At 37.5% G+C, this 23,043-nt stretch carries 17 protein-coding genes; 1 reads left to right on the top strand and 16 read right to left on the bottom strand.

From position 1 onward, the window contains the following. Positions 1-9: 9 nt before the first annotated feature. The 10 genes from ABE099_RS00885 to ABE099_RS00840 form a co-directional block, all read right to left on the bottom strand. A complete protein-coding gene (locus ABE099_RS00885) occupies positions 10-2,817 on the bottom strand; it encodes a hypothetical protein (protein WP_430026692.1) in 2,808 nt (935 codons plus the stop codon). A 188-nt stretch (positions 2,818-3,005) separates the two neighbouring features. Next, positions 3,006-3,143, bottom strand: coding sequence for a hypothetical protein (locus tag ABE099_RS00880; protein WP_430026691.1), 138 nt, complete (start codon positions 3,141-3,143; stop codon positions 3,006-3,008). Positions 3,144-3,189: 46 nt separating this feature from the next. Continuing rightward, positions 3,190-6,153: a type I restriction endonuclease subunit R gene (locus tag ABE099_RS00875; protein ID WP_430026690.1), complete on the bottom strand. Its 2,964-nt coding sequence runs from the start codon at positions 6,151-6,153 to the stop codon at positions 3,190-3,192. Positions 6,154-6,155: 2 nt separating this feature from the next. After that, complete coding sequence (locus ABE099_RS00870) at positions 6,156-7,532, bottom strand: restriction endonuclease subunit S (protein ID WP_430026689.1); 1,377 nt, start codon at positions 7,530-7,532, stop codon at positions 6,156-6,158. A gap of 4 nt (positions 7,533-7,536) precedes the next feature. Continuing rightward, positions 7,537-9,651, bottom strand: coding sequence for a type I restriction-modification system subunit M (locus ABE099_RS00865; RefSeq protein ID WP_430026688.1), 2,115 nt, complete (start codon positions 9,649-9,651; stop codon positions 7,537-7,539). 599 nt (positions 9,652-10,250) lie between these two features. Then, positions 10,251-11,213 carry a DUF4868 domain-containing protein gene (locus ABE099_RS00860; protein ID WP_430026687.1) on the bottom strand — a complete coding sequence of 321 codons (963 nt, stop codon included), beginning with the start codon at positions 11,211-11,213 and terminating at the stop codon, positions 10,251-10,253. 16 nt (positions 11,214-11,229) lie between these two features. Beyond that, entirely contained in the window at positions 11,230-11,862 is a 633-nt protein-coding gene (locus tag ABE099_RS00855; RefSeq protein WP_430026686.1) for a hypothetical protein, read from the bottom strand. 156 nt (positions 11,863-12,018) lie between these two features. Further along, positions 12,019-13,587, bottom strand: a complete 1,569-nt coding sequence (rlmD, locus tag ABE099_RS00850; RefSeq protein ID WP_430026809.1) for a 23S rRNA (uracil(1939)-C(5))-methyltransferase RlmD — start codon at positions 13,585-13,587, stop codon at positions 12,019-12,021. 466 nt (positions 13,588-14,053) lie between these two features. After that, positions 14,054-14,935: a diacylglycerol kinase gene (locus ABE099_RS00845; protein ID WP_430026808.1), complete on the bottom strand. Its 882-nt coding sequence runs from the start codon at positions 14,933-14,935 to the stop codon at positions 14,054-14,056. 586 nt (positions 14,936-15,521) lie between these two features. Further along, on the bottom strand, positions 15,522-15,812 hold the full coding sequence (locus tag ABE099_RS00840) for a YerC/YecD family TrpR-related protein (RefSeq protein ID WP_210088235.1): 291 nt from the start codon (positions 15,810-15,812) through the stop codon (positions 15,522-15,524). A gap of 217 nt (positions 15,813-16,029) precedes the next feature. On the opposite strand from ABE099_RS00840, the gene ABE099_RS00835 reads away from it, so the two are divergent. Beyond that, positions 16,030-16,530: a hypothetical protein gene (locus ABE099_RS00835; RefSeq protein WP_430026685.1), complete on the top strand. Its 501-nt coding sequence runs from the start codon at positions 16,030-16,032 to the stop codon at positions 16,528-16,530. Between the two features lie 191 nt (positions 16,531-16,721). On the opposite strand, the gene corA is transcribed toward ABE099_RS00835, so the two are convergent. The 6 genes from corA to ABE099_RS00805 form a co-directional block, all read right to left on the bottom strand. Continuing rightward, entirely contained in the window at positions 16,722-17,684 is a 963-nt protein-coding gene (gene corA / locus ABE099_RS00830) for a magnesium/cobalt transporter CorA (protein WP_430026684.1), read from the bottom strand. Positions 17,685-17,801: 117 nt separating this feature from the next. Continuing rightward, positions 17,802-18,788, bottom strand: coding sequence for an inorganic phosphate transporter (locus ABE099_RS00825; protein ID WP_430026683.1), 987 nt, complete (start codon positions 18,786-18,788; stop codon positions 17,802-17,804). Between the two features lie 64 nt (positions 18,789-18,852). After that, a complete protein-coding gene (locus ABE099_RS00820; RefSeq protein ID WP_430026682.1) occupies positions 18,853-19,467 on the bottom strand; it encodes a DUF47 domain-containing protein in 615 nt (204 codons plus the stop codon). A gap of 234 nt (positions 19,468-19,701) precedes the next feature. Beyond that, complete coding sequence (locus ABE099_RS00815; protein WP_430026681.1) at positions 19,702-20,769, bottom strand: DUF3048 domain-containing protein; 1,068 nt, start codon at positions 20,767-20,769, stop codon at positions 19,702-19,704. A gap of 1,008 nt (positions 20,770-21,777) precedes the next feature. Then, positions 21,778-22,608, bottom strand: a complete 831-nt coding sequence (locus ABE099_RS00810; RefSeq protein WP_430026680.1) for an alpha/beta hydrolase family protein — start codon at positions 22,606-22,608, stop codon at positions 21,778-21,780. A 100-nt stretch (positions 22,609-22,708) separates the two neighbouring features. After that, the gene (locus ABE099_RS00805) at positions 22,709-22,903 is read right to left on the bottom strand and encodes a hypothetical protein (RefSeq protein ID WP_430026679.1); all 195 of its coding nucleotides are present in this window, start codon (positions 22,901-22,903) and stop codon (positions 22,709-22,711) included. Between the last annotated feature and the right edge of the window lie 140 nt (positions 22,904-23,043).

Below are 23,043 nucleotides of genomic sequence, written 5' to 3'. Positions count from 1 at the left end.
GCCACCTCACTATACAATTTCTAGTTCTACTGTATCAATTAATTTATAACGCTGCACATTATTCTCTTCTTCTCGTGGATTGATATATTTGGTTTTCACATCATATATCAGCCCGTCCTGGTCTTTATCTATAATCTCAAATGTCAGTTTGTCTGACTCCACATAAATTGGATTTAACAGGAACGGATTATGATTGGTGAAATACCATTCTCGCTCTTTGCCTGTATATTTATCTCTTATAAAATACATACCGGTAGCTTCATACAAACCTCTTTTTCTGGAAAACCTAATATCTTTCAGATAAAAATTTGATAGTTCGTATTTATCGTCCTCGATGTTACAATGCTTCCCTTTGAGCAGTTTATTCTTGGTGCATACAATAATGGGATCGCCAACGATGAAGGCTTCATGTGTCAATAAAATTCTTTCCGCATCTCCTCCAAAGAAATCATCCTCATTTAGCTGATAAATCTCAATTTCGTGTTCACTGTAATATAGTTTAATATCGCGATCCATGAGATGGTCATTATCTCGTTCTACATACTGCTTAATTACATTTCGCGTTGGTGTATGTATAATATCTACATGTAAATCGCCACTTCCAATGTATTTCCACTTAGCATATAGCCCTTGAATTACGTTAGTTTTATCATAGTAAGATACAAAAAAATCTTTTATGAATGGCTTGAAGTGAATTTCCGTAATACGTTCTTCTTTTCCATCTATTAGAACCCCAAGGGTCACGGGTTCTTGGTTTCTAACTTGAAAAAGGTGTTCAATTGAAAACTTATACTCGTCCCCAATCTTCTTACCTTGTAGCTTCTCATATGCTGCCCCTGTTATCACATGTAGTTGTTGTGATGAAAACTGGTGAGGGAACTTGACGTATAGCTTCTGCTCCTTTATCTCTTCCCACCAAACGTCATCATATCTACTTGAAACCGAGCTCAAGTCACCCAATCTCCACCTCAAGACAGGTATCTCTACAATTAGATGATAGACCACTGAATTATACTTAAATTTAATTCTAAAATTATCATCCAACCGGAGATTTACCTTTTGTGGGAACGAAGCACCTTGAAATTCTACGTTCTCCGCTTCAAGTCTGATTATATTAGCTACTTTCTCTTTATAGTAATACTTCTGGTCAAATTCATACCGCAGTGACCTTAAGATAAAAACTCTTTCATCTAGATAGATTCTATGACTACCTTTTTCTCGAATAACCACATGTGCCGGGATGTTGTCTTTTATTATGCAATCATTAATGCGAAAAAACCCAAGTTCATCTCCGCTGCCATCTGATACTAACTTCAGTTCACAATCAGCAATATCCTCCAATTGATAGTTCTTATTATTAATCGAGAGTATATAATCCTGTACAGTTTTCTTATATGGCATCCTCAACCTGATTTCGGGAATATCTAAATAAACGTCAAAAAGCGTCTTATTAGAGTCTTTTATTGTCACACCACAGTATTTCCTTTTAGTACATATCTCATTTCTCATAGCAGCAACATTCGTTGAAAGAATTTTGTCACCAATCAATAGCAACGATTCTTCATTAAGAAATACTGTCGATATTCTATAGTTCGCTACATAGGCAGTATCAATCTGAGCATCATCTGATAAAACCTCGGATTCAGCACTAGTAATGACCTTGATCGTATCATCTGTCAAATTTTTGGGCCGAACTTCATTTCCATCGAGATCAAAGATAATAAATTCTCTATTCAAGACATCATCAGATGAATAAATTATTTTACTGTCTGTGACAAGGCGAAATTCCAAATCTGAATAAAAGGCAGGCAAACAAACTGTAGCTTGTTCTGACTTGAAAAATAACCGACTTTTTGTCAATGACACCTTTTCTCTATGTATCACCGATCCATGGCCGAGAACCTCTAGGAAAATGTCCCTTTTAAAATAATCAGAATCTATAATTTGCTTTGGTATTTGCAAATATATCTTCCCTTGTTCGTAGTAATACTGAGCTTTATGGAATTTCTTAAATCGTTCAGCACTATGCTTTCTGCTTGCTGACCTTAGTAATCTCTCTTTAATTATGTAAATGTGTTTTTCAAAATGAATATCAAATCGGTCATTTTCTAAGTATTCAACAATATCACCATAATTCGATTGATTTATATAAAATAGAATTCTCTCAAAGATTGGTGCTACCACACTTGCAGCTTTAACAAATGCAATTCTGAACGCTTTGGGAAGATGTTGATTTGCAATCGTCATCTTTGAGCCCTGAACAATCAAGCTTATATCATCATCTTCTAAATATTTTGAGAACAGTCGATGCATATACTGAATAAGTTCCTCTACCTCTGCATCGATATAATCTTCTTCCAAGTCTCTAAAATACAAATCATGCAAGAATTCGAAAAACTTTGGCATACTTGCATTTGGTAGAATAGCGTGTGTAAAAATTGAGGTTACATAGCCTTTGTTCTTATTTCCGACATGAAAATATAAACCATTCTTCTTGCAAAAATTTTCGAATGAATTCTTACCAATTTTCATAGCATCAGATTCATCGATTTCAAGCCTTGTTGCAAACTCATTCCAAAACTGACCTTTTTGAAATTCATTAATGGCAAACCAAACAAGAGCAATCGAGATAATCGCTAATTTTTCATTTCTTGGAACGTAGACACTTTTATTAATGAGGTCTCCAGCAAAATTCATCAACTCACAATAAGATTCATCATCAATCTCAATGAGACCTATCAAGAACTCTTCTTTGTGATTTGATAACCCATCATTTATTTTGCTTATTAACCTTTCAACTTTCTCTGGTTTCACCATGTTATTCATCCCCTTTTAAAGTAGTGTATAGTACAGTAATTTCGCTATTATCATTCAGTAATAATCTTCTATATATTTTTACAAAAAAATAAGGGCACCCAAAATAAAACAATGCTTTATTCTACATGGGTGCCTTTCTATGTTGTCTATAAACTCAAGTTGTTCAAGATATCTCGCAATTTTATTAGTCATTCTTTAGAAAGTGTAATCTCCTCATACATCTTCTCACGTTGGATCCAACTCTTCATATCATACTTTAACTCCTTGTCATTCCAACTCGCAAGATTGATTTCTTTAGCCCGACCTTTTGCAAATTCTGATAACATACTGATATTTCCTTTAATTTCAAACTTATTTCTTTTACTCTAGCCTCTAAATTTTCGCTTGTCCTTGATAAACAGAGCCATCCGTGTTAAATGTCAGATTAAAGACCATATCTGATAGCCACTTTTTAAACGACGAATTGTCGTTAAATTGTTTAAATACTTCCATATTGTCTGACATGATATTGATGATAGCTTTGTTTAGGGCTTTGTCGCTTTCTATTTTTGCATTTTGCTTATCTGAGTTTTTCATAGCATTTTGATAATCTTTGTCCTTAGCAACCATTTCTGGAATCTCGGAGATACGCTTCTTGACTTGGTCGATGTCTTTCCATTCAATATTTCCAAATAGATCATTAAATTCTGAAAGGATATTGCTTAGCAAATCAAGCTCTGCTTCTCCCTTTCCACCACCTGCGCTAGTTGGAACCGGATCAATGTTATATTCCCCCTGATCTTCAAGAACAATAGACATAGCAGTCTGTGCCTCCACTCTGTAACTATCCAAGTCAATCGCTTCCAAAATCCCCGCAGACAAATCCTCTTCAATCGGCGCTGGTAGTTTGTGAACCAGTAGATTCAAGAAAATAGATAGTTTCTCCCAGTCTGCATTCCCATAAGGTAAAATGGCAGCTAAAAAACCATAGGTGCGAACAAAAACTTTGCACTTGCTCTTAAAATCAACTTGTCCATTTTCATCCAAATCTTTTTCATAGTTATGAGCACACGCATCAAGTATAGGATCCAATCGATCTCTATCTGCTCCATTAAGATACAGTTCAACCACTGAATTCACATGATAGTCCGTAAAAACATGATAGGTTCTAATGTCTGATTCCAAATCGTTCAATTTATCTGGATCCGTCACATCTGAAAGCACTGTGGTTGTATAGTACTTTTCAAAAGATTCCTTGATGGTATCCGTGTCGTTTGCAAAATCCAAAATGAACGTATCGTGTTTTTGAGGATGAGCCCTATTAAGCCTTGATAATGTTTGAACCGCTTTAATATCAGTCAATACTTTATCAACATACATCGTGTGAAGGAGTGGCTCATCATAACCGGTTTGGAATTTATTTGCCACTACCAAAATCCTATATGGATCTCTTTTCATACGCTTTTCAATTTCACTGCTGGCAAAACCATTGATAGAACTTTCAGTCACCTTTTTACCACCATAGTCATACTCTGCGGAGAAAGCTACAATGGCCTTGTAAGCGCTTCTACGTTTATGTAGATAGTTTTCAATTGCATAGTAATATTGAATCGCTCTTTCAATGCTACTTGTTACTACCATTGCTCTGGCTTGTCCACCAATTTTCCCTTTGGAAATCACATGGTCATAGAAGTGATCCATCATAATCTCGGCTTTAAGCTCAATGGCCTTTTCTTGTGATTCAACATACTTTCTCAGCTTCTTCTGAGCTTTCTTTTTATCGAAAAGAGGATCATCTTCAACGGTTTTTGCAATCTTATAATAGCTGTTGATTGGCGTGTAGTACTTAAGGACATCCAGAATAAAGCCCTCTTGCATTGCCTGCTTCATCGTATAGTTGTGAAACGGACTATGCTTGATTTTACTTTCTACTTCATAGGGTACACCAAACATTTCTAGCGTTTTATTTTTTGGCGTAGCTGTAAAAGCAAAGTAACTGGCATTCTTAAGCATCTTACGGCCTTCAAGAATACTATTAATCTTATCCTCCGTTGACTCTTCTTCTCCTTGCTCATAATCAGAAGAAAGAGCCATATTCATTTTGGCTGACATATTACCACTTTGGCTGGAGTGTGCTTCATCAATGATGATAGCAAAATTATTCTGACGATGAGCCGTCCCGATGTCATCAAGGATGTATGGAAATTTATGAACAATCGTTACGATGATCTTCTTACCATCTTGTAATAGCTTCCTCAAATCTCCGGACCTATCTGCATGGCCAACAGTATTAGCCACCTGCATAAATCCTTTGATGGTGTTTTTTATTTGCTTATCCAAGTTAATACGGTCTGTTACAACAATAATCGAATCAAAAACAGGCTTCCCAAATCGTTGCATAGAAACCAGTTGATGTGCCAACCATGCAATCGAGTTTGATTTTCCGCTACCGGCACTATGTTGTATCAAGTACTTATGCCCAACACCTTTCCCTAAAACATCCGCAAGCAGAGCTTTAACCACAGAAAGCTGATGATATCTCGGAAAAATCTGTGCGCGCTTGATTTTCTTTGTTTCCTCATCTTTTTCTTCGATGATTTGCGCAAAATTTTCAATGATATTTGAAAGTTCTAACTTGGTTAAGACTTCTTTCCATAGATAGTCTGTCTTTATCCCTGAAGGGTTAGGGGGATTACCCGCCCCTCCTTCATTACCTTTATTAAACGGAAGGAACCAAGATTTCTTACCATCTAGTTTCGTGCACATGGCTACTTGATTGTCATCCACTGCAAAATGGACCATACAACGGCCAAAGTTGAACAAAAGGTCTTTAGGATCCCTGTCCAACTTATATTGCAGAATGGCATCATCGATGTTTTGCTTAGTAAACCGATTCTTAAGTTCGAAGGTCATGAGCGGGAGGCCGTTTAAAAATATAGCAAAATCCAATGCCAATCTGGTACTATCCTTTGAGTACATTAACTGGCGTGTCACACTGAAAATATTCTTTTCATACAACACCTTCGCAGCTGGGTTATGTACCGATGGCGTCATATAATACATATCCAAAGTAACAGGGTAAATCTTAAACCCATTTCGCAAAACATCTATCACACCACTCTTAGCAATCTCACCTTGCAGTCGATTTAAAAACTTAATCTTGTTCGCTTCGATCCCCAAACCCAATTTCTCAAGCTTTTCATGCTGAGTTTCTTCAAGAAATCTAAACAATCTCGTTTCATCAACTGCATAGTCCCGATTATAGTCGCAATTTTTGCCTTCCTCATAACCAATAACTTCCGTCAAATGTCTGACAATAAGTGTTTCAAATCCTTTTTCTTTAACATTACTCGGCACTATTAATCACCATCCTCTGCTTCGAGAACTTCTTTGTCAATCAACTCTTCATCAAAATCTGTATTTTCAGCGATTTCATCTTTAGCCTCATCAATAACGATATTTCGAACATCTACTTTACCTGTTACTACATCTGAAATTAGGCTATTTTTGTATTCTTGGATTAACTCAATTTCCTTTTTGATTTTGACGATACTATTATCAAATGATGTGCTAATGTTACTTAAATAATCAACAATTCCATTCTGCTCACTTATCTGCGTTGGTAGATATATTTTTAGATTACCTATAAAGCTCCACTCTACCCTTGGCATTTTAGCACCATATGTAGAACTTGAGATTATATCAATTATTTTCTTTGATTTTAGAATATGCTCTATATACATAGGATTTATGTCTTTATTAGTTCTCAAAACTAGGAATTCTCCTGAGCAAACCCCATCAAAACAAGTAGTAATTACTTTTGCTAAGTATGGCCTCAATTTCCCAAATAGAATATCACCACACATAAATAGTTTTGCTTGGCTTTCAAACTGAAAATTTTCTTTTAAATTTATTAACCTACTTGACCAACTCTCAACATTTTCTAGTCCGATATATTGTAATCCATTATTATTAGCTGTATTTAAGCTAACATTTCTTACTATATTCTTAACTCTAAAACACTCCCAATGCTCAGGCACATTCCCAAACCATTCAATTCCAGATGGCTTCATCTTAACATTAGAATCTAAACCTTTTGTAACAGCTTCATTGATGATTACTTGTTTTTGCTCTTTTAGAACTGCAATGAGCTTTTTCTTTGCCTTGATGAATTTATTGATTTTTACCAATTGATGGTCAAGGTACTTTACAATCTGGTCTTGTTCTAGTTTAGGAGGAATAAAAAGATTTATCTTTTTAAAATCATCATATCTCATATCCCATTGTCCAACTCGAACACCATATGAAATTCGATTGTAAATTGTTTTATACTTTGGCGAGCGTAGTAATAAGTGTAAGTACTTAAAATTTATATTTCCTTTAATTTTACAAACTATATAAGCAGGACTGACAATGCCCTCATATTTTGAGATTCCAAGTGAACCCTGCCACATCTTCATTTTGTTTAAGACTAAGTAGCCTTTATCAACATATTTATAATTTGATAAATCTACGCTTTCAACATTATGGTTATCATCTCTAGAATTTTTTCTTACAACACCAAACTCTCTATAGACTGACAGTAATTCCAAATCATTACGAAGTCCGTATCTCTTATTGGACAATTCTGTAATTCCACGAAGGCTTATTTTCTCCCAATGTGCTGGGATAACTTCAAGCCAATCCATTCCAGTATCAATGTAACTTTCATAAGGTCTAAGCACATTATTTATCATCTTCTTAGCCCCCTATAATCTCATTCAATAAACCTTCAGTCTCAGCTTCTAAAATTTTAATATCTCTAACAATCTCATCCAACGATCTGAGCTTCACTGGTTTATAGAAATACTTTGTAAAACTGATTTCATAACCCACTTGTATTTTCGAAGAATCGATCCATGCATCTGGGGCGAATGTCAATACTTCATCCCTAAAGAACGCTTCTATGCCACCCTCGTGTAAAAGGGGTACCTGCTCTGTATCACGCAAATTGGTGTCAGGTTCATATTCAACAATCCCCTGATTAGTCTCGTATAGTCCGTAAAGAGGATTTGCTTCAACTTTAGCAGCTTTATGAATCTTCTTGATTACTCTCTCTGCGGATTCATCTACCTCAGCAAACTGGTTTTTAATAAAATTGATGCGCTTAGCTGGCAAATTCATGTTCAACTTATCGGCTGCCTCTTCTAAGGCTTTTACGAAAACATTGAAATCCATTACTGTACTGTAGTCAAACTGCTTCGCAACTTCATCAAGTAGTTTCATGACTAGCATATCATCTACTGCGCGACAACCTCCCATAAATTCCTCTAAATGTACTTGAGATAAATTCACCGAAAGTCTAAGCGGTCTTTCAACTGTAATCTTGGAGTATCCAAATTCCTCATTATTAAAAACCTTTGATTGTTCTGTTTCGTCAAAATTAAGCAGAATTTTCGTGATTTCAGCTCGTATTTCAGGTGTGAGTTCACAGTTTTTATTACCGAGATTTTTTCTGAGAGGAGATTTCATGGACGTTGCATCGATTAACTGTATTTTACCTTGTCTTTGGGCAGATTTTCGATTTGTAACAATCCAAATGAACGTAGCAATACCTGTGTTATAAAACATATTTTCTGGCAATGCCACTATAGCTTCTAACCAATCATTCTCGATAATATATCTTCTGAGATTACTTTCACCTTGCCCAGCGTCTCCTGTAAATAGAGAAGAGCCGTTATGAACTTCAACAATACGGCTTCCCAGCTCTGTATTGTGCTTCATCTTGCTAATCTTGTTGGCTAAGAACAGTAACTGTCCATCACTTGATCTTGGAATCATTTTCAACTCTGGTTCGTCTTTATGTGAAACTACAAAACGAGTATCAGAGATATCACCCTTTCCACCCAATCGATCCATATCCGTCTTCCAACTCTTCCCGTAAGGAGGATTTGAAAGCATAAAGTCAAAATACTTTGTTGCATGCTGATCATCTGATAACGTTGATCCCAGTTTAATGTTATCAGCCTGCTCGCCTTCACCTTTCAGAAGCATATCTGCTTTTGTTATGGCATACGTTTCAGGGTTGATTTCTTGTCCAAAAAGATTGATGGAAACCTGCTTATTGTGTTTCTCTGCAAGCTCTAGCAACCGATCTTCTGCGATGGTAAGCATTCCTCCAGTACCACAGGCACCATCATAGACAAGATAGGAGCCATCCTTTAGCTTGTCGACTACTGGCAAAATTGTCATATCTGCCATGAGCTCTACAACGTCTCTTGGCGTGAAGTGTTCTCCCGCTTCCTCGTTGTTTTCTTCATTGAATTTACGGATAAGTTCTTCAAAGATAACTCCCATTGTATGGTTATCAAGCCCAGGAAGCTTTACCTCGCCTTTGTCGTCTAAAACTGGATTAATACTGAGGTTCACAGTAGGACTAACAAACTTTTCAATGACAGCGCCCAGAATGTTTGCGTCAATCATGCGGTCGATTTGATTTCTGAACTCAAACTTCGAAAGGATTTCTTGTACATTCGGAGAGAAGCCATCTAGATAGGCGATAAAGTCTGCCTTTAACTGCTGATTTTTTGCTCTGGACGTAAGATCTCTTAATACAAATGGTGAAGAATTGCAAAAAGCTTGTCCTGCTGCACTGCACAAGCCAGCCGTCTGCTCAATAACCCCTGCAGCATCCAGCGCTTTTTTCATTTGAAGCACAGCTTCCTTAGTCGGTTCAAGCACAGCATCGAGCCTTCGAATAACCGTCATGGGTAGAATGATGTCTCTATATTTTCCTCTGACGTATACATCTCTTAAGCAATCGTCTGCAATACCCCAGATAAAATTCACAATTTGGTTGTAGGTTTGGTTATTCACTTGATTTCCTCCGTTAATCTATATATACATTTTCTTTTTTCAGTTTACATAATTTCCATAGTAGAATTATAACACGGCCACTGTCCTTTTGTATGGACAGTAACTTAAAATGCCAGTTCTTCCCCAATGTCGCCGCCAGTAATTTGATTTATGAATCTGGTTACATTTGATTTACAAATACTAAGTGATATTTTTATCTTCTCTTTTAAATACTCTTAGCCCTTCTTAATTTCTAGTTTCCTCTCTTTCTTAATTTGGGCATAAAAGAAGGTAATGTCATTAAGTCAATTAAGCGACTCAGAACATTACCGTCCGTCTTTATATATTAATCACTTACGATAGAATTCATTTTTGCCTTTTCTCTTTGTGTGTATGACCAAACATGATTTAATTCATAATCTAAATGTCTTAAAAAATCTAGATTCTTAATATGGATTTCTGTAGTAAGTTCTGAATGTTTCCACTCAGTGTATTAACCGCGTTGTCCAATGTCAAGTATGGATATTGTGTTGATCAGCAATAACTCTTATTTCATAAAACAGCGATCCGTTCCTCGCCAGTCGGAACAACTCTTTCGCCTTAGAATTTTGCAATGACGTTTAAATCGGTGGCGCTAATTGCTTCACATCCGTACTATACTCCTCTCCTGTAACATCAGATCGAGTATATTTCTCATCGAGTAAATCAATTAAATTCTCCACATGAATAAATGTATTCAAGACAATCTTGTCATTATTAAGTATAAATTTCCCTGACCATCGAGGTAATGTTTGTATTTTCTCCAATAAGATTTCGGCAGACAGTCTAAGAACAGCAGAATTCTTAATTCGCATCATCTTTTTAGCATATGTTAATTGGGTACGTTCTGCATATAGAGACAACTTTCCTAGGTTGTCTACCAAATCAATATTTTTAATCTTTTCAATAACGGTTATAGCGGAGTTCCTGATAAACGTTTCAAACCTGAAACTACGTTGCATTAATGAAATATCTTTAGTGACAATTTCATGCTCAATAATGAGTAAATGGACTTTCTTGGAAATCGGAAATAAAGGGAGGGGCATTTCTTTAAATACTTCTCCCTCCTGTACAGAAAGCCATCCTTTTCTTGATTTGTTGGGAACCGTAACCGCATATATATGTTGATAACCCCATATTTTAGTCTCATCTCGCTTAAACATAAACAAAAGTCCCTTTGCCTCTGGTCTATCATTCATACTAAATGTATCTAGACTATCAATAGAAGTATTTAGCATATTAAATGGGTGGTACGCATCAGTTTGCTCTATCACATAGTATTTATGCTGATTATCAGCAATTTTTTCTGCCATTGCATATTCCGCTTCGGGTGACAAAAACTCATTAATAATATACTCTGATATATCAGCCCTTATTATTTCCTTAAAATTTTCATGATTATTTAACCTTCTATTACGCGGGTCTCCTTCAAATAGTATCAAACGCTTCAATGCATCATTCTTCATAACTACAAATGCTTCAAATCCATATTCATTATTTTGGAATATTCGGTTGATGCTTTCAACCGTTCTTTCTCTAGGCATTATATCACTCTCCTTACTACAGATTTTTGTTGTAAATAAAATAGACATTATCTGCGATACGCTGATACTTAATTATCTTTTCCTCATCAATTTTTCCATAAGTAATACCTACAAGTTCACTATTTTTCATTGTAGAATCACTGTGTTCAGTAAACTTAAAATTAAATGTGCTGTATCCCAGCATAGCGATTACTGGATTTTGATAGTAAAGATTGGTTTTAAACATCAATACAATAATCATTAAAAATAAACAGATAAACACTAGAAAATTTCTCATTGAACCAACATCATCTAAAACAAGAGGCACAATAAAGGTGGTAAAAAAAATTAATCCCGCATCAGATGAATAGTGTACTATATTAATTTTATCTTCTATAAAATTTGCAAACTGTGCGCCTCTAAATAGATGCATTGAATACAAACTTACAAAAATCCATATTACACAAATAAAAATTACAATAAAAAGGAGAAATTTCTCATGTGTTACAGCCATTGAAATTGCAGTAAACTCCCGATTCCAAATCTGAATAAAGAACTTATGAATAAGAAAAATTAAGTCACTATCAAAATTTTTCAAAAGAAGTAAAACCATTAACGGCATAAATGACTGTAGAATCAATAAAAATCGTAATTTTTTATTCTCCTTCATTTGCCCCTCCCTCCTATGTACTAATGACTAGTTCTTTAGACTCATCATATCAAGTTTCTTAATTTTTTCCAATACTTCCAGAACAAAAGCTCTCATAAAAAAAGGCTAAGTCTCTTTAAAAAGACTCGCCATTAAATATCTCCACTATTAGTTTTTTTAATCCCTGACTAACAGTGAGCAGCACTCCACATGCATCGTATGCGGAAACATATCCACAGGCTGCGCCTCAAGTACCTTATATCCCCCATCCTCCAGCACACGCAAATCCCGTGCTAGCGTTGCAGGATTACAACTCACATACACAACTCGCTCTGGCTTCATTTCCAGAATCGTCTCTAGTAGCTTAGCATCACAACCCTTACGAGGTGGATCAACTACGATCACATCAGCTTCTACACCTTGTTCCTTCCAACGAGGGATAACATCCTCAGATGCACCAACTTCAAACTGCACATGGCTCATGCCATTTAACTCCGCATTCACGCGGGCATCCTCAATCGCCTCCGGCACAATTTCAACCCCATATACCTTTTTGGCATGTTGGGCTAAAAAGAGAGAGATCGTTCCGATCCCGCAATACGCATCAATGACGGTTTCATTACCAGTTAAACCAGCATATTCAACCGTTTTTTGATATAACAATTCTGTCTGTTCAGGATTAACTTGATAAAAGGAGCGAGCAGAAATGGCAAACTTCACGTTGCCAATATAATCATAGATCACTTCACGTCCCCATAAAACTTTTGTCACATCGCCAAAAATGACGTTAGTACGACGCGTATTCACGTTTTGGCATATACTTGTGATCTGCGGGATTTGCGAAGTTATCGCCTGTATCCATTCCTCTACCTTAGGAATCCGATCTCCATTGGTCACAAGCACCACCATGATTTCACCTGTCGTACGCCCTATCCGTACAACGACATGGCGCAGTAGTCCTTGTCCAGTTTCTTCATTATAAGGAGCGATACCGAGGTCTCTACCAATGTCTTTAATGTGAGCGATCACATCATCGTTTTGCTCATGTTGAATGAGACATGTGTCCATATCAATAATACGGTGTGAGCCTTTAGCGTAAAAACCACCAATAAGGGAGTTTTCTTGAGAGCTAAGAGAACTATGAGTACTACGCTCTGGTGCAACGCCAATCGGAACCTGTGCTTTATTGCGATAGCGCCAAGGCTCTGCCATACCAAGTGTAGGAAGGACCTTTATTCCCTTTGCCTCTTCTGAAGCTCCGTCTCCTAGTGATTCTTCTAATGATACGGTGGCTTCTAAAGTTAAACCCTTATCTGCGTCTTTACCTGTATCTAAATCTGTATCCAAATCCTTCGCCACAGATAGCTTCCCGATTCGCTCTAACGCATCAATCACATGCTGGCGTTTCCAGTCTAACTGGCCTTCATAACTTAAATGCTGAAGCTGACAACCTCCACATTGCTCATAGATATCACAAGGTGGAGTCACCCGTTCAGGGCTTGCTTGCAGTACATTAAGGAGCTTGGCATAACCATATTGCTTCTTCGTTTTAAGCACCTTAACCTCTACTTGCTCACCAGGTAGTGCACCTGATACAAATAACGTGTAACCCTCTACACGCCCTACACCTTCACCCTCATGATTCATCCCAATAATTTCAATAACACAGTTATCATTTTTAGCAACCGGTAAATCAGCAAGTACAGTATCAGAAACGTTAGAATTGTTAGAAACGCGGCTTGTCATCGTTTTAGCTTTATTTTTTACTTGAGCTTTCCCTTGAGTTTTCCCTTGAGTTTTCCCTTTAGTTTTTACTTTATCTTTTACTTTACCATTCGCCCTAGTTTTGGCCTTAGATTCTACTTTAGATGTAGCTTTCAAATTTTGTTCAGTATTTTGTCCCTGTCTTTTCGTAGCGTTTCCTGCATTTCCTACATTTCCTGTATTTCCAGCGTTTCTTTCGTTTCTAGAATTTCCTGAGTTCTCTGAGTTCCTTCTATTTCCTGCTTCATTTCCCCGGCGCTTATTCATGAAAAACTCTTCACTTCTTTCCTTAAATTAATTACATACAAAACCCCCGTCAAGCCTGACAGGGGATCATGTCATATTACTTCTATCATCTACACATCTATACGTGTATACATCTATACTATACAACGAGTGTTTTACTTCACCGTGTTAACCTTCAAGATATTAACTGATTCATTCAACCTTACATAAAAATACTTAAATGCCTAGGCAATACCTCAAATACAGCTGGCAACTCTCCACCTAGTTCCCCATCCACGTTGATTTCCACCTTATTAGGAGAGGAAACTTCCATACGATTAGTTTTAAGATAAATGACACGGTGATCATTAAAATGATCTCCACGCACAACCAAGGTGACAAGACGAATAAACTCTGCTAAATTACATTTTTTTACGGCGATGACATCAAAATAACCATCATCAATGGAAGCGTTTGGCGCAAGCTTCTCAAACCCACCAACAGAGTTACTATTGGCAATTAAGAAGAGCATAAATTCACCTGACATCTCTTCATAACCTTCTGCCTTAATAGTTAGATCAATCGGTGATAAATTGACCATTTTCTCAATGCCTTTCATGTAATAGGCATGTTGTCCAATCATCGTTTTCAAACGACTTGGCACCTCATAGCTAAGCTGAGTTAATGAGCCACCACCAGCAATATTTATAAAATAGCGATCATTAGCTTTACCAATGTCGATCGGTTTTGTATTGTTATTAATAATTAAATCACAAAAATCCTCCCATTTTTTCGGGATTCCTAATGCTCTTGCAAAGTCGTTTGTTGTGCCTAGCGGAAATACGCCTAGTGGAGGTGGGTTCTCTTTCCCTGCTAATCCATTAACGACTTCATTTAACGTTCCATCCCCACCCGCAGCGATAATAATATCGTACCCCCGCGCAACCGCAAGCTCTGCTTCTCGTGTCGCATCGCCTTCACTTGTCGTTGCATGACAAGATGTTTCAATTCCAGCTTGATCCAACTTCTCAAGAATATCTGGTAAGATCCGTCTCATTTCTTCTTTTCCTGAAGTTGGGTTATAAATCAACCTAGCTCTTTTCATATCCATATCATGCACGCCACCTGTTTTCAAAATATCAATGATTTAATTATATGAAATATTCGTACGAACATCCAGTCACATTACCAATTAATAAGAAATCAATTAATTTAGGCTCAAACTTGAAATTAGTTCTTGAACGCTAACCCAAACTAGCAAAGAGACAGAGCGATTCTGAAGGTTGTCTCTTAAAATCAAATTCCATCCATAAATAGACTTTAAAAAAGGAATATGATTTTAATACAATCGCAAGAACGCTCTGGATCGTAGCTACCAGACTCCTATCGTAGTCAAGTACTAATTTATAAATAGAGCCTTAATTTATATCCATATTATTTATATCCATATTATTTATCTCCATTAGTATTGTTAACCACTCCTAGCTATTTTGAGACATGATCAGCAATAAAAATATTAAAATATGATAAAACAATGAGCATAACAGTAATGCGGAAAACAAAGCAAACACACCTCAGCAGTAAGTGGAGAAAATCCCTTTTATACTTAGGTGTGTTATGTTTATACACTTTAGTTTAAATTTGCTCTATCTTTAATTCTTATTTCCTTCTTGCCCTTAATCTTAATGTTCTTAACGTCCCAAACGCTCCAACGTCATCTTGTACCCGTCATTTCCATAATTAAGACAACGCTTTACACGAGAAATAGTTGCTGTACTCGCACCCGTTTCCGCCTCAATCTGGTTGTAGGTATTCCCTTTACCAAGCATACGCGCAACCTCTAAGCGTTGGGATAAGGATTGAATTTCATTTACGGTACACAAATCATCAAAAAAAGTATAACACTCTTCAATATCCTTTAAGGTTAAAATGGCTTCAAATAATTGATCGATACTTTTATCATTTAGCTTCTTTAGCTGCACTGGATAATCATCCCCTATAAATAACTAGTACTATACCTCCATTGTACCTGAGCAGCATCCCCAATTTCAAGCATTAACGATTTCACGCTGTAAAGAATAACTGCCCAAATCCGCATTTGCCTAACAAAATCGGGTCATTCGTCCATACGTTTATCACTGCTCCAACATACAGTGTAATATACAAACGCCTATTCTATAGGAAAAGGACTGTGATAAAATGCCACATTATAATACGCCCTATCGCGGCGCAACACCACCATCCTATCCATCAGGTCAATATCCTGGAATTAATCATCCGGATGTGGGACTCGAGATGAAAGCTCAAGCTTCATCTATAACACCTTATTCACCTCAAGTGTATGGAAGTAGCTTTACCCCACCAAGCAGTGCACCTAATGCGGGAAAAAGCGGTGGCTTCTCCATGCCAAACATCAATGACATTAAAGGCTTTATTGAACGTATGGGTGGGGTTGAAGGAATCATTGCAACGATGGGAAAGGTTCAAAAGGTAATGCAGACTGTACAACAATTTGCTCCGATGGCAAAAATGCTTACAGGATTACTGCCAGGCGGTAGCAAAGGCTCTTCATCTGACGATGAAAGTGATTACTCAGAATACAAGCCACGTCGCAGACGTAAAAAAACGAAAAAAGGAGTGAAATCTAAAACGCCAGTAAAACGCAAAAAGCGGACTACTCCAGCAAAAAAGAAGCGTTAGAAATCTAAACCTTTCGTTTTTTTAAATCTAGGTATGCCACGTGTTTCACGTATTTCATGTATGCCCTAATATACTATGATTTACATGAATTACACCACTAGCATTATTTCGTTATCTACACAAAATATATTCATATGAGAATAGGGACGCCGCTCAAACTTTAAGAACGGTAGTCCCTATGTCATTTCATCCTATTTAAACCATCCACGACGAATAAACCACGTAATCATCCAAACCGTAAGCCCACCCATGATGGCAAGCACACTGACATAGCCATATTTCCACGTAAGTTCAGGCATATTGTAAAAGTTCATTCCATAAATCCCAGCGATTAGCGTCAAAGGCATAAAGATCGTTGTGATTACAGTGAGTGTTTTCATAATCGAATTCATTCGGTTTGAGTTTAAGGAGATATAGGAATCCCTTAGGTCTGCTGTCATTTCGCGATCACTATCAATCATCTCAGATAACTTCAGCAAATGATCGTAAATGTCTGAAAAATAGGCACGTTGTTCCTTTTCATTTTGGACATGCTGTGAATTTAATATTCGATACATCATATCGCGCATAGGGACAATCGTTCTGCGAAGCTTTAAAAGTCGCCCGCGTAGTTCAAAAACCTGCTTCATCAACAATTCAACAGACTCATGTGCGCCCCATTTTTCAAGCTCGTCCAGTTCATCTTCTATTCCATATACACAAGGAAAATATTGATCCACCAGTGCGTCTATAATCGTATAGGCCACGGTAAAGGGGCCATGGGTATGAAGCTTTTTATCATGACTCCGCTTCATCATTTCATTCCATGCCTCATTGACCTCCTTCACAGGAGCATGGTGATAAGACACAATAAAATTGTGACCAATAAACAAATTGACCTCAATGTTGGTTAATGAATCGGGCCTGATGGCATGAAGCACGAGGAATTGGTAGTCATCGTAATAATCAATTTTAGGTCTCTGCAAAACGTATAAGCAATCTTCAATGGCTAAAGGGTGGAAATTAAAAAAATCAGACAACAAGGCTGACTCTGACGGGGTAGGCTCACTAAAGTCTATCCAACTCCATAAGTATCGTGTTGTATCATGGATATCTTCAATCGGTACATCCATTTCAAGCTCATGCTTATGATTCATCGACAAAATTGAGATCACGCTTGCTCCTCCTCAGGCAATTCAGTTCAAAAATTTAATTCGATTTAATTCAGATTACATTCAAAAAAAGCCAATCGCTAGTCAATTGGCTTTCCCTTATAGGTTCTTAACTCTATTTTAGAATAATAACAAGTAAATTCCACCTGCTAATAAAGCAACAATTGGAATTGTAATTACCCATGCCACTACAATTCGACCTGCGACAGACCAACGAACTGCAGAGAATCGTTTTGCAGCACCTACACCCAAAATAGATGAAGTGATTGCATGTGTTGTACTTACTGGCAAATGAATCAATGTAGCACCAAAAATGACAGATGCCGCTGAGAGGTCCGCTGCAAAACCGTTAATCGGTTCAATCTTAAAGATTTTTGTCCCCATTGTTTTAATGATTTTCCAACCACCAATGGAGGTCCCTAACGCCATCGCTGTTGCAGCAGCTAGCTTAACCCACAAAGGAACATGCATCGTTTGCTGATAATTTGCGGTTACTAACGCAAAAGTAATGATCCCCATCGCTTTTTGCGCATCATTTGTACCGTGTGTAAACGATTGAAGTGCAGCCGTTACAACTTGCATGGAACGGAAACCTTTATTTACAGTATGCGGACTACGTGATGCGAAAATCCATTTAAGTAAGGTCATCACAATATAACCAATCCCAAACGCCAGAACTGGTGAAATAAGTAATGCTTCAATGATTGAAGTAAAACCGCTTAGATTTAGTTTTTCTACTCCAGCACCTACGTATACCGCCCCTGCCAATGCACCAATCAGTGCATGAGAAGAAGAGGAAGGAATTCCAAACCACCATGTGACTAAATTCCAAATAATTGCGGCTAACAAAGTTGCAATAAGAATCTCCAATCCATTATCAAGCTTTGTAGGGTCAGCGATACTTCCACCAATTGTTTCAGCCACACCTGTAAACATGATCGCCCCTAAAAAGTTCATCACTGCTGCTAGCATAATTGCTCGCCGAGGCTTCAGAGCTCTAGTTGAAACTGAGGTTGCAATTGCATTTGCTGTATCATGAAAACCGTTAATAAAGTCAAAACCAAGCGCCAACGTAATAACCAACAGTATAATAAATGTACTATCCATAACTATTTGCACAGATTGTTCTCTCTATAAAATCGATCCGCGCAATTCTATACCTCCCAAATAATTAAGAATTGCGCATGATGATGGACTCAAGCATATTTGCCACATGCTCACATGCGTCGGTTGTTGTTTCCAATCTTTCATAAATCTCTTTTTTCTTGATCAACAAAATTGGATCTGTCACTTTAGCGAATAATTCCGTAATGCACAGTCTTAACAGCTCGTCACCTTGGTTTTCAAGATCATTCAAACGGATTGTATATTCACGAATCGCTAGCAATTTCTTTTGAGACAATAAGTGAATTGCTTTTTGTATCTCATAAGCAGAAATACGCATAATTTCAGCGAATTTAGCGATATATTCATCAGGCTGGTCCAAATGATACATAACAAAACGTGTAGTTGTCGCCTCAAGTCCGTCAATGACATCATCTAGCGTGGTTGTCAAATTCATAATATCATCACGCTCAATTGGCGTAATAAACGTCTTATTCAATTCGACAATAATTGTGTGCGTATAGCTATCACATGTAGATTCAAACTCTTTCATTTGCTTGGCAAATTGCTCTACATCAGAAAAATCAGATACTTGTTGCGCGAAATAATCCGCAGCTTGTACAATCGTATCCGCCATATTTTCCAATGTTTGAAAGAAAATGTCCTTCTTCTTTGCTCGCATCTGGATAACCCCTTTACTTATGAGGATGTGGCTTCCAAAGCACTCTTCATCCTCTACTTAATTGTGTATGCTAACATGTGCTGTTAACATAACCTTGATTATCTTAACACATCTAGTTTACATAAAGACATAATGTCGTAAATATTTCACTTCATTTTGGCAAATTTTACGCTAGCACTATACAAAACATACTATAAAATAACAATATAATACAATATTTTTATATTTAAGTAATTATTGGATTTTGATATGACTGTTAAAATCAGGATTGTTCGGGACGATTAGGAAATGTGTTTTCCCAGGGTAAAGCGGCACCTCAACATTGTCTTTTACAAAACGAATCACATCATCAGCTTTGCGTATCCAGGTTCCTTTGTTAACCTTTCCATGCTGGAATAACATAGCATCTCCACCTAAATCAAGGTTTATACTTAATCTTCCAACATCATCCAATGTTTTATGATCTGCACCTAAGACGATAACATTCGTAGCACTTAACTGCTCTTTCGTATCTGCATCTTGGTGTGGCGCGTTATTAATAGATCGCTTATACGTTTTGCTTGCTTCATCATAGCTATAGCTAACTACATATTTTTTTAATTGAAACTTCACCTCAAATTGTTTTGCATATTCGCCTTGAATTTCCGTAGCTTCATCATGGAATTGATAAGTGGGGATTTCCTGATCCTCCATATCATATTTTCGGGAGTTTGCGCCTTCTATCAGCTTTTCCAAGCTAGTGTACAAATTATGCGGTGCCTTTCGTGATTTATCACGCCAAAAAAATTTGCTGGCATTATAGATCTCATCAAGATCAGCCTTTTTTTGCCTCTGTAAAATTGCATAAGCATCTTGACTACCACCGGCATGAGCAAGCACACCATGATAGCTTTCACCAAGCTCAATCATATAGGGACGAATGCTGCGCACTGGTCCAATTCTAGTGACCACATCCGCACTTTGATAAATCGCTATTAATCTTGTAAGCCCGCCTTCCGCTAATACTTCATAAATAATATCAGCCTCATTTAAACCCGCTTGTGGTCTAGCCTGAGGGGCATTATTCACCATGACCGTAATCGGACGACGGTGGGATGGCTCCGTGATGGATAACCCCGTTAAAGGGGCAGTATATGTAATTGGCGGTGGAGGCTCAGGCGTGTTAATCTGCGACTCTTCACTCGTATTATTAGGTGTTGGCGTAACGGGCTGAGATTTTTCATTGCTACTACAAGCAGGTATAAACAAAACACAGACCATCAGCGTCAACAAAATATATCCTTTTCCCTTAAACCATTTCAATATCATAATCCTCCATTATTGACATATTTGTTCCATTATACGATGTTTTGTCCTATTTTCCACGTAAAAAAACACAAGTTAATTAACTTGCGCGATTTTTAAAACTTTTTATAGTTTTTGTAAAGCCTTTAAAGGTATAACTTATCCTAAGACTCTAACAAAGAATAAAGGAATTAGGATAACTACTTAAGACTAACTAGTGCCTACCTCAGTTTAGGTGCTAAATCCTATAATTAGTGGGGACAACCAGCCCAGACTAGCGAAGGAACAGAGGGATTGCGGAGAAATGAAATGTGCGCCTTTAAAGTCCAATTACAACCTACATAAAATTAATTCTAAACAATTGGACTTTAACAGCGCTCGTAGCAACCCTCTGTTTCGTAGCAACCATCCCCACCGTTGTCAACCACTAACTTCCCTTATGGTTTCACCTCTAGCGAAGTGCTGAGGTAAAGTGTCCTGCGTAAGCATAACCTAAACTGTTTTTCTAAACTGTTGTTCCCCCCAGTTTAGGCGCTAAATCCTATAATTAGTGGGTGACAACCAACCCAGACTAGCGTAGGAACAGAGGGATTGCGGAGAAATGAAATGTGCGCCTTTAAAGTCCAATTGCAACCTACATAAAATTAATTCTAAACAATTGGACTTTAACAGCGCTCGTAGCAACCATCCCCATCGTTGTCAATTACTAACTTCCCTTATGGTTTCACCTCTAGCGAAGTGCCGAGGTAATCTTTCCTGCGTAAGCATAACCTAAACTGTTTTTCTAAACTGTTGTTCCCCCCAGTTTAGGCGCTAAATCTTATAATTAGTGGGTGACAACTAGCCCAGACTAGCGAAGGAACAGAGGGATTGCGGAGAAATGAAATGTGCGCCTTTAAAGTCCAATTGTACCTATACATAATTATTCAGAAACAATTGGACTTTAACAGCGCTCGTAGCAACCCTCTGTTTCGTAGCAACCATCTCCATCGTTGTCAACCACTAATTACGCATTTAGACCCTAAACTAAATCATCCAATTTTGCCACTCACTCTGCACCGACTCCAGCCCACCTAACCACGATTTTGTTTTATTAATCAATTGAGTACGATGTTCTGCAGCCGAATAAGTATGATCGCCTTGGAAAATAATCTCTTTATCACAACGTCCCTCTTGACGCATCCATAATACTTTTTGATACAAAAATGCATAATCAACTGGAATGTCCTCATCTGCTGTGCCGTGAACAACCAATACATCTCCAGCAAACTTTAGCGCTTCTTGTAGCGGCTGGTACATCCCTAAAGACTCAAAAAAAGTAGGAGTTAAATGATACCCTAAATAATCTGCACTGCCCTTTTTTATCGCTTGGTCATATACATCTCTGCCTGTGATTTTAACAATATCGTTAAACGGATAACCAACCGATGACCACAGCACTAAGTTTTTAACACGTTTATCTCGTGCCGCTGTGAGTAAGGCAATCATCCCCCCAAGGCTATGACCTATTAGGGAAACCTGTGTAGGATCGATGTCATCAATCCCTAGTCCATAATCGATGACCGATTTAGTTTGCGCAATCATAGAATCCACACTATGCTCCCCGTAGGAGCCACTGCTTTCGCCACAACCTATATAATCAAACCGAACAACTAAGCTTCCCTCTGCTGCTAGACTTCTTGCTGACTCGACAAACAGACGATTTACACCAATCCGACTCCCTACAAAGCCATGGCAAATGATAACGAGAGGAACACGTGCCTTACAACGTCTTTCAGTATGTCTCTTGTTAGTAGGATAATGAATACTAGCTGTAATTTGTTCTTCCTTATGTGCAATCACAATATGCCGTTCCATACTTTTTTCCTCCCTAACAGGACTCTATTATAATTAATCCGATAAATTTAATGTGAATTAGTTATAAGTAGTTTATCATCCTGAATAGGGAGGTGTCAATTCACTCATAATATTCCAAAAAATATTGTTTCGTTAAGCCTACGTCTTCTTTTCCATCTTCCCCTAAGTCCCCACTAAACTCAGTATCACTCTCAGCTTCAATCTCTTCCTCTTGGGTCACTAATTGTTCAACTTCACCTCTGCAATGACTATTTAACAAAAAGCGGCGAGTAGCTTCATTGTTTGGTTGCTCCATTTTATTTACTCCTTTCTAAGTTAAAGAAACTGCACAATCCTTCATTTCAGCCTCTTCTTAGTGTTGGAGTAAGTTAATGTTTTTATTCTTTCCTTTACTATCTCACCACCTTGCGTATACAACATTGTACCTATTTTGAG

Source organism: Paenibacillus turicensis (genome assembly GCF_050461185.1).
Taxonomy (GTDB): Bacteria; Bacillota; Bacilli; order Paenibacillales; family Paenibacillaceae; genus Fontibacillus; species Fontibacillus turicensis_A.
The sequence above is the reverse complement of the archived record's forward strand: the minus strand, read 5'-3'. Positions and strand labels throughout refer to the sequence as shown.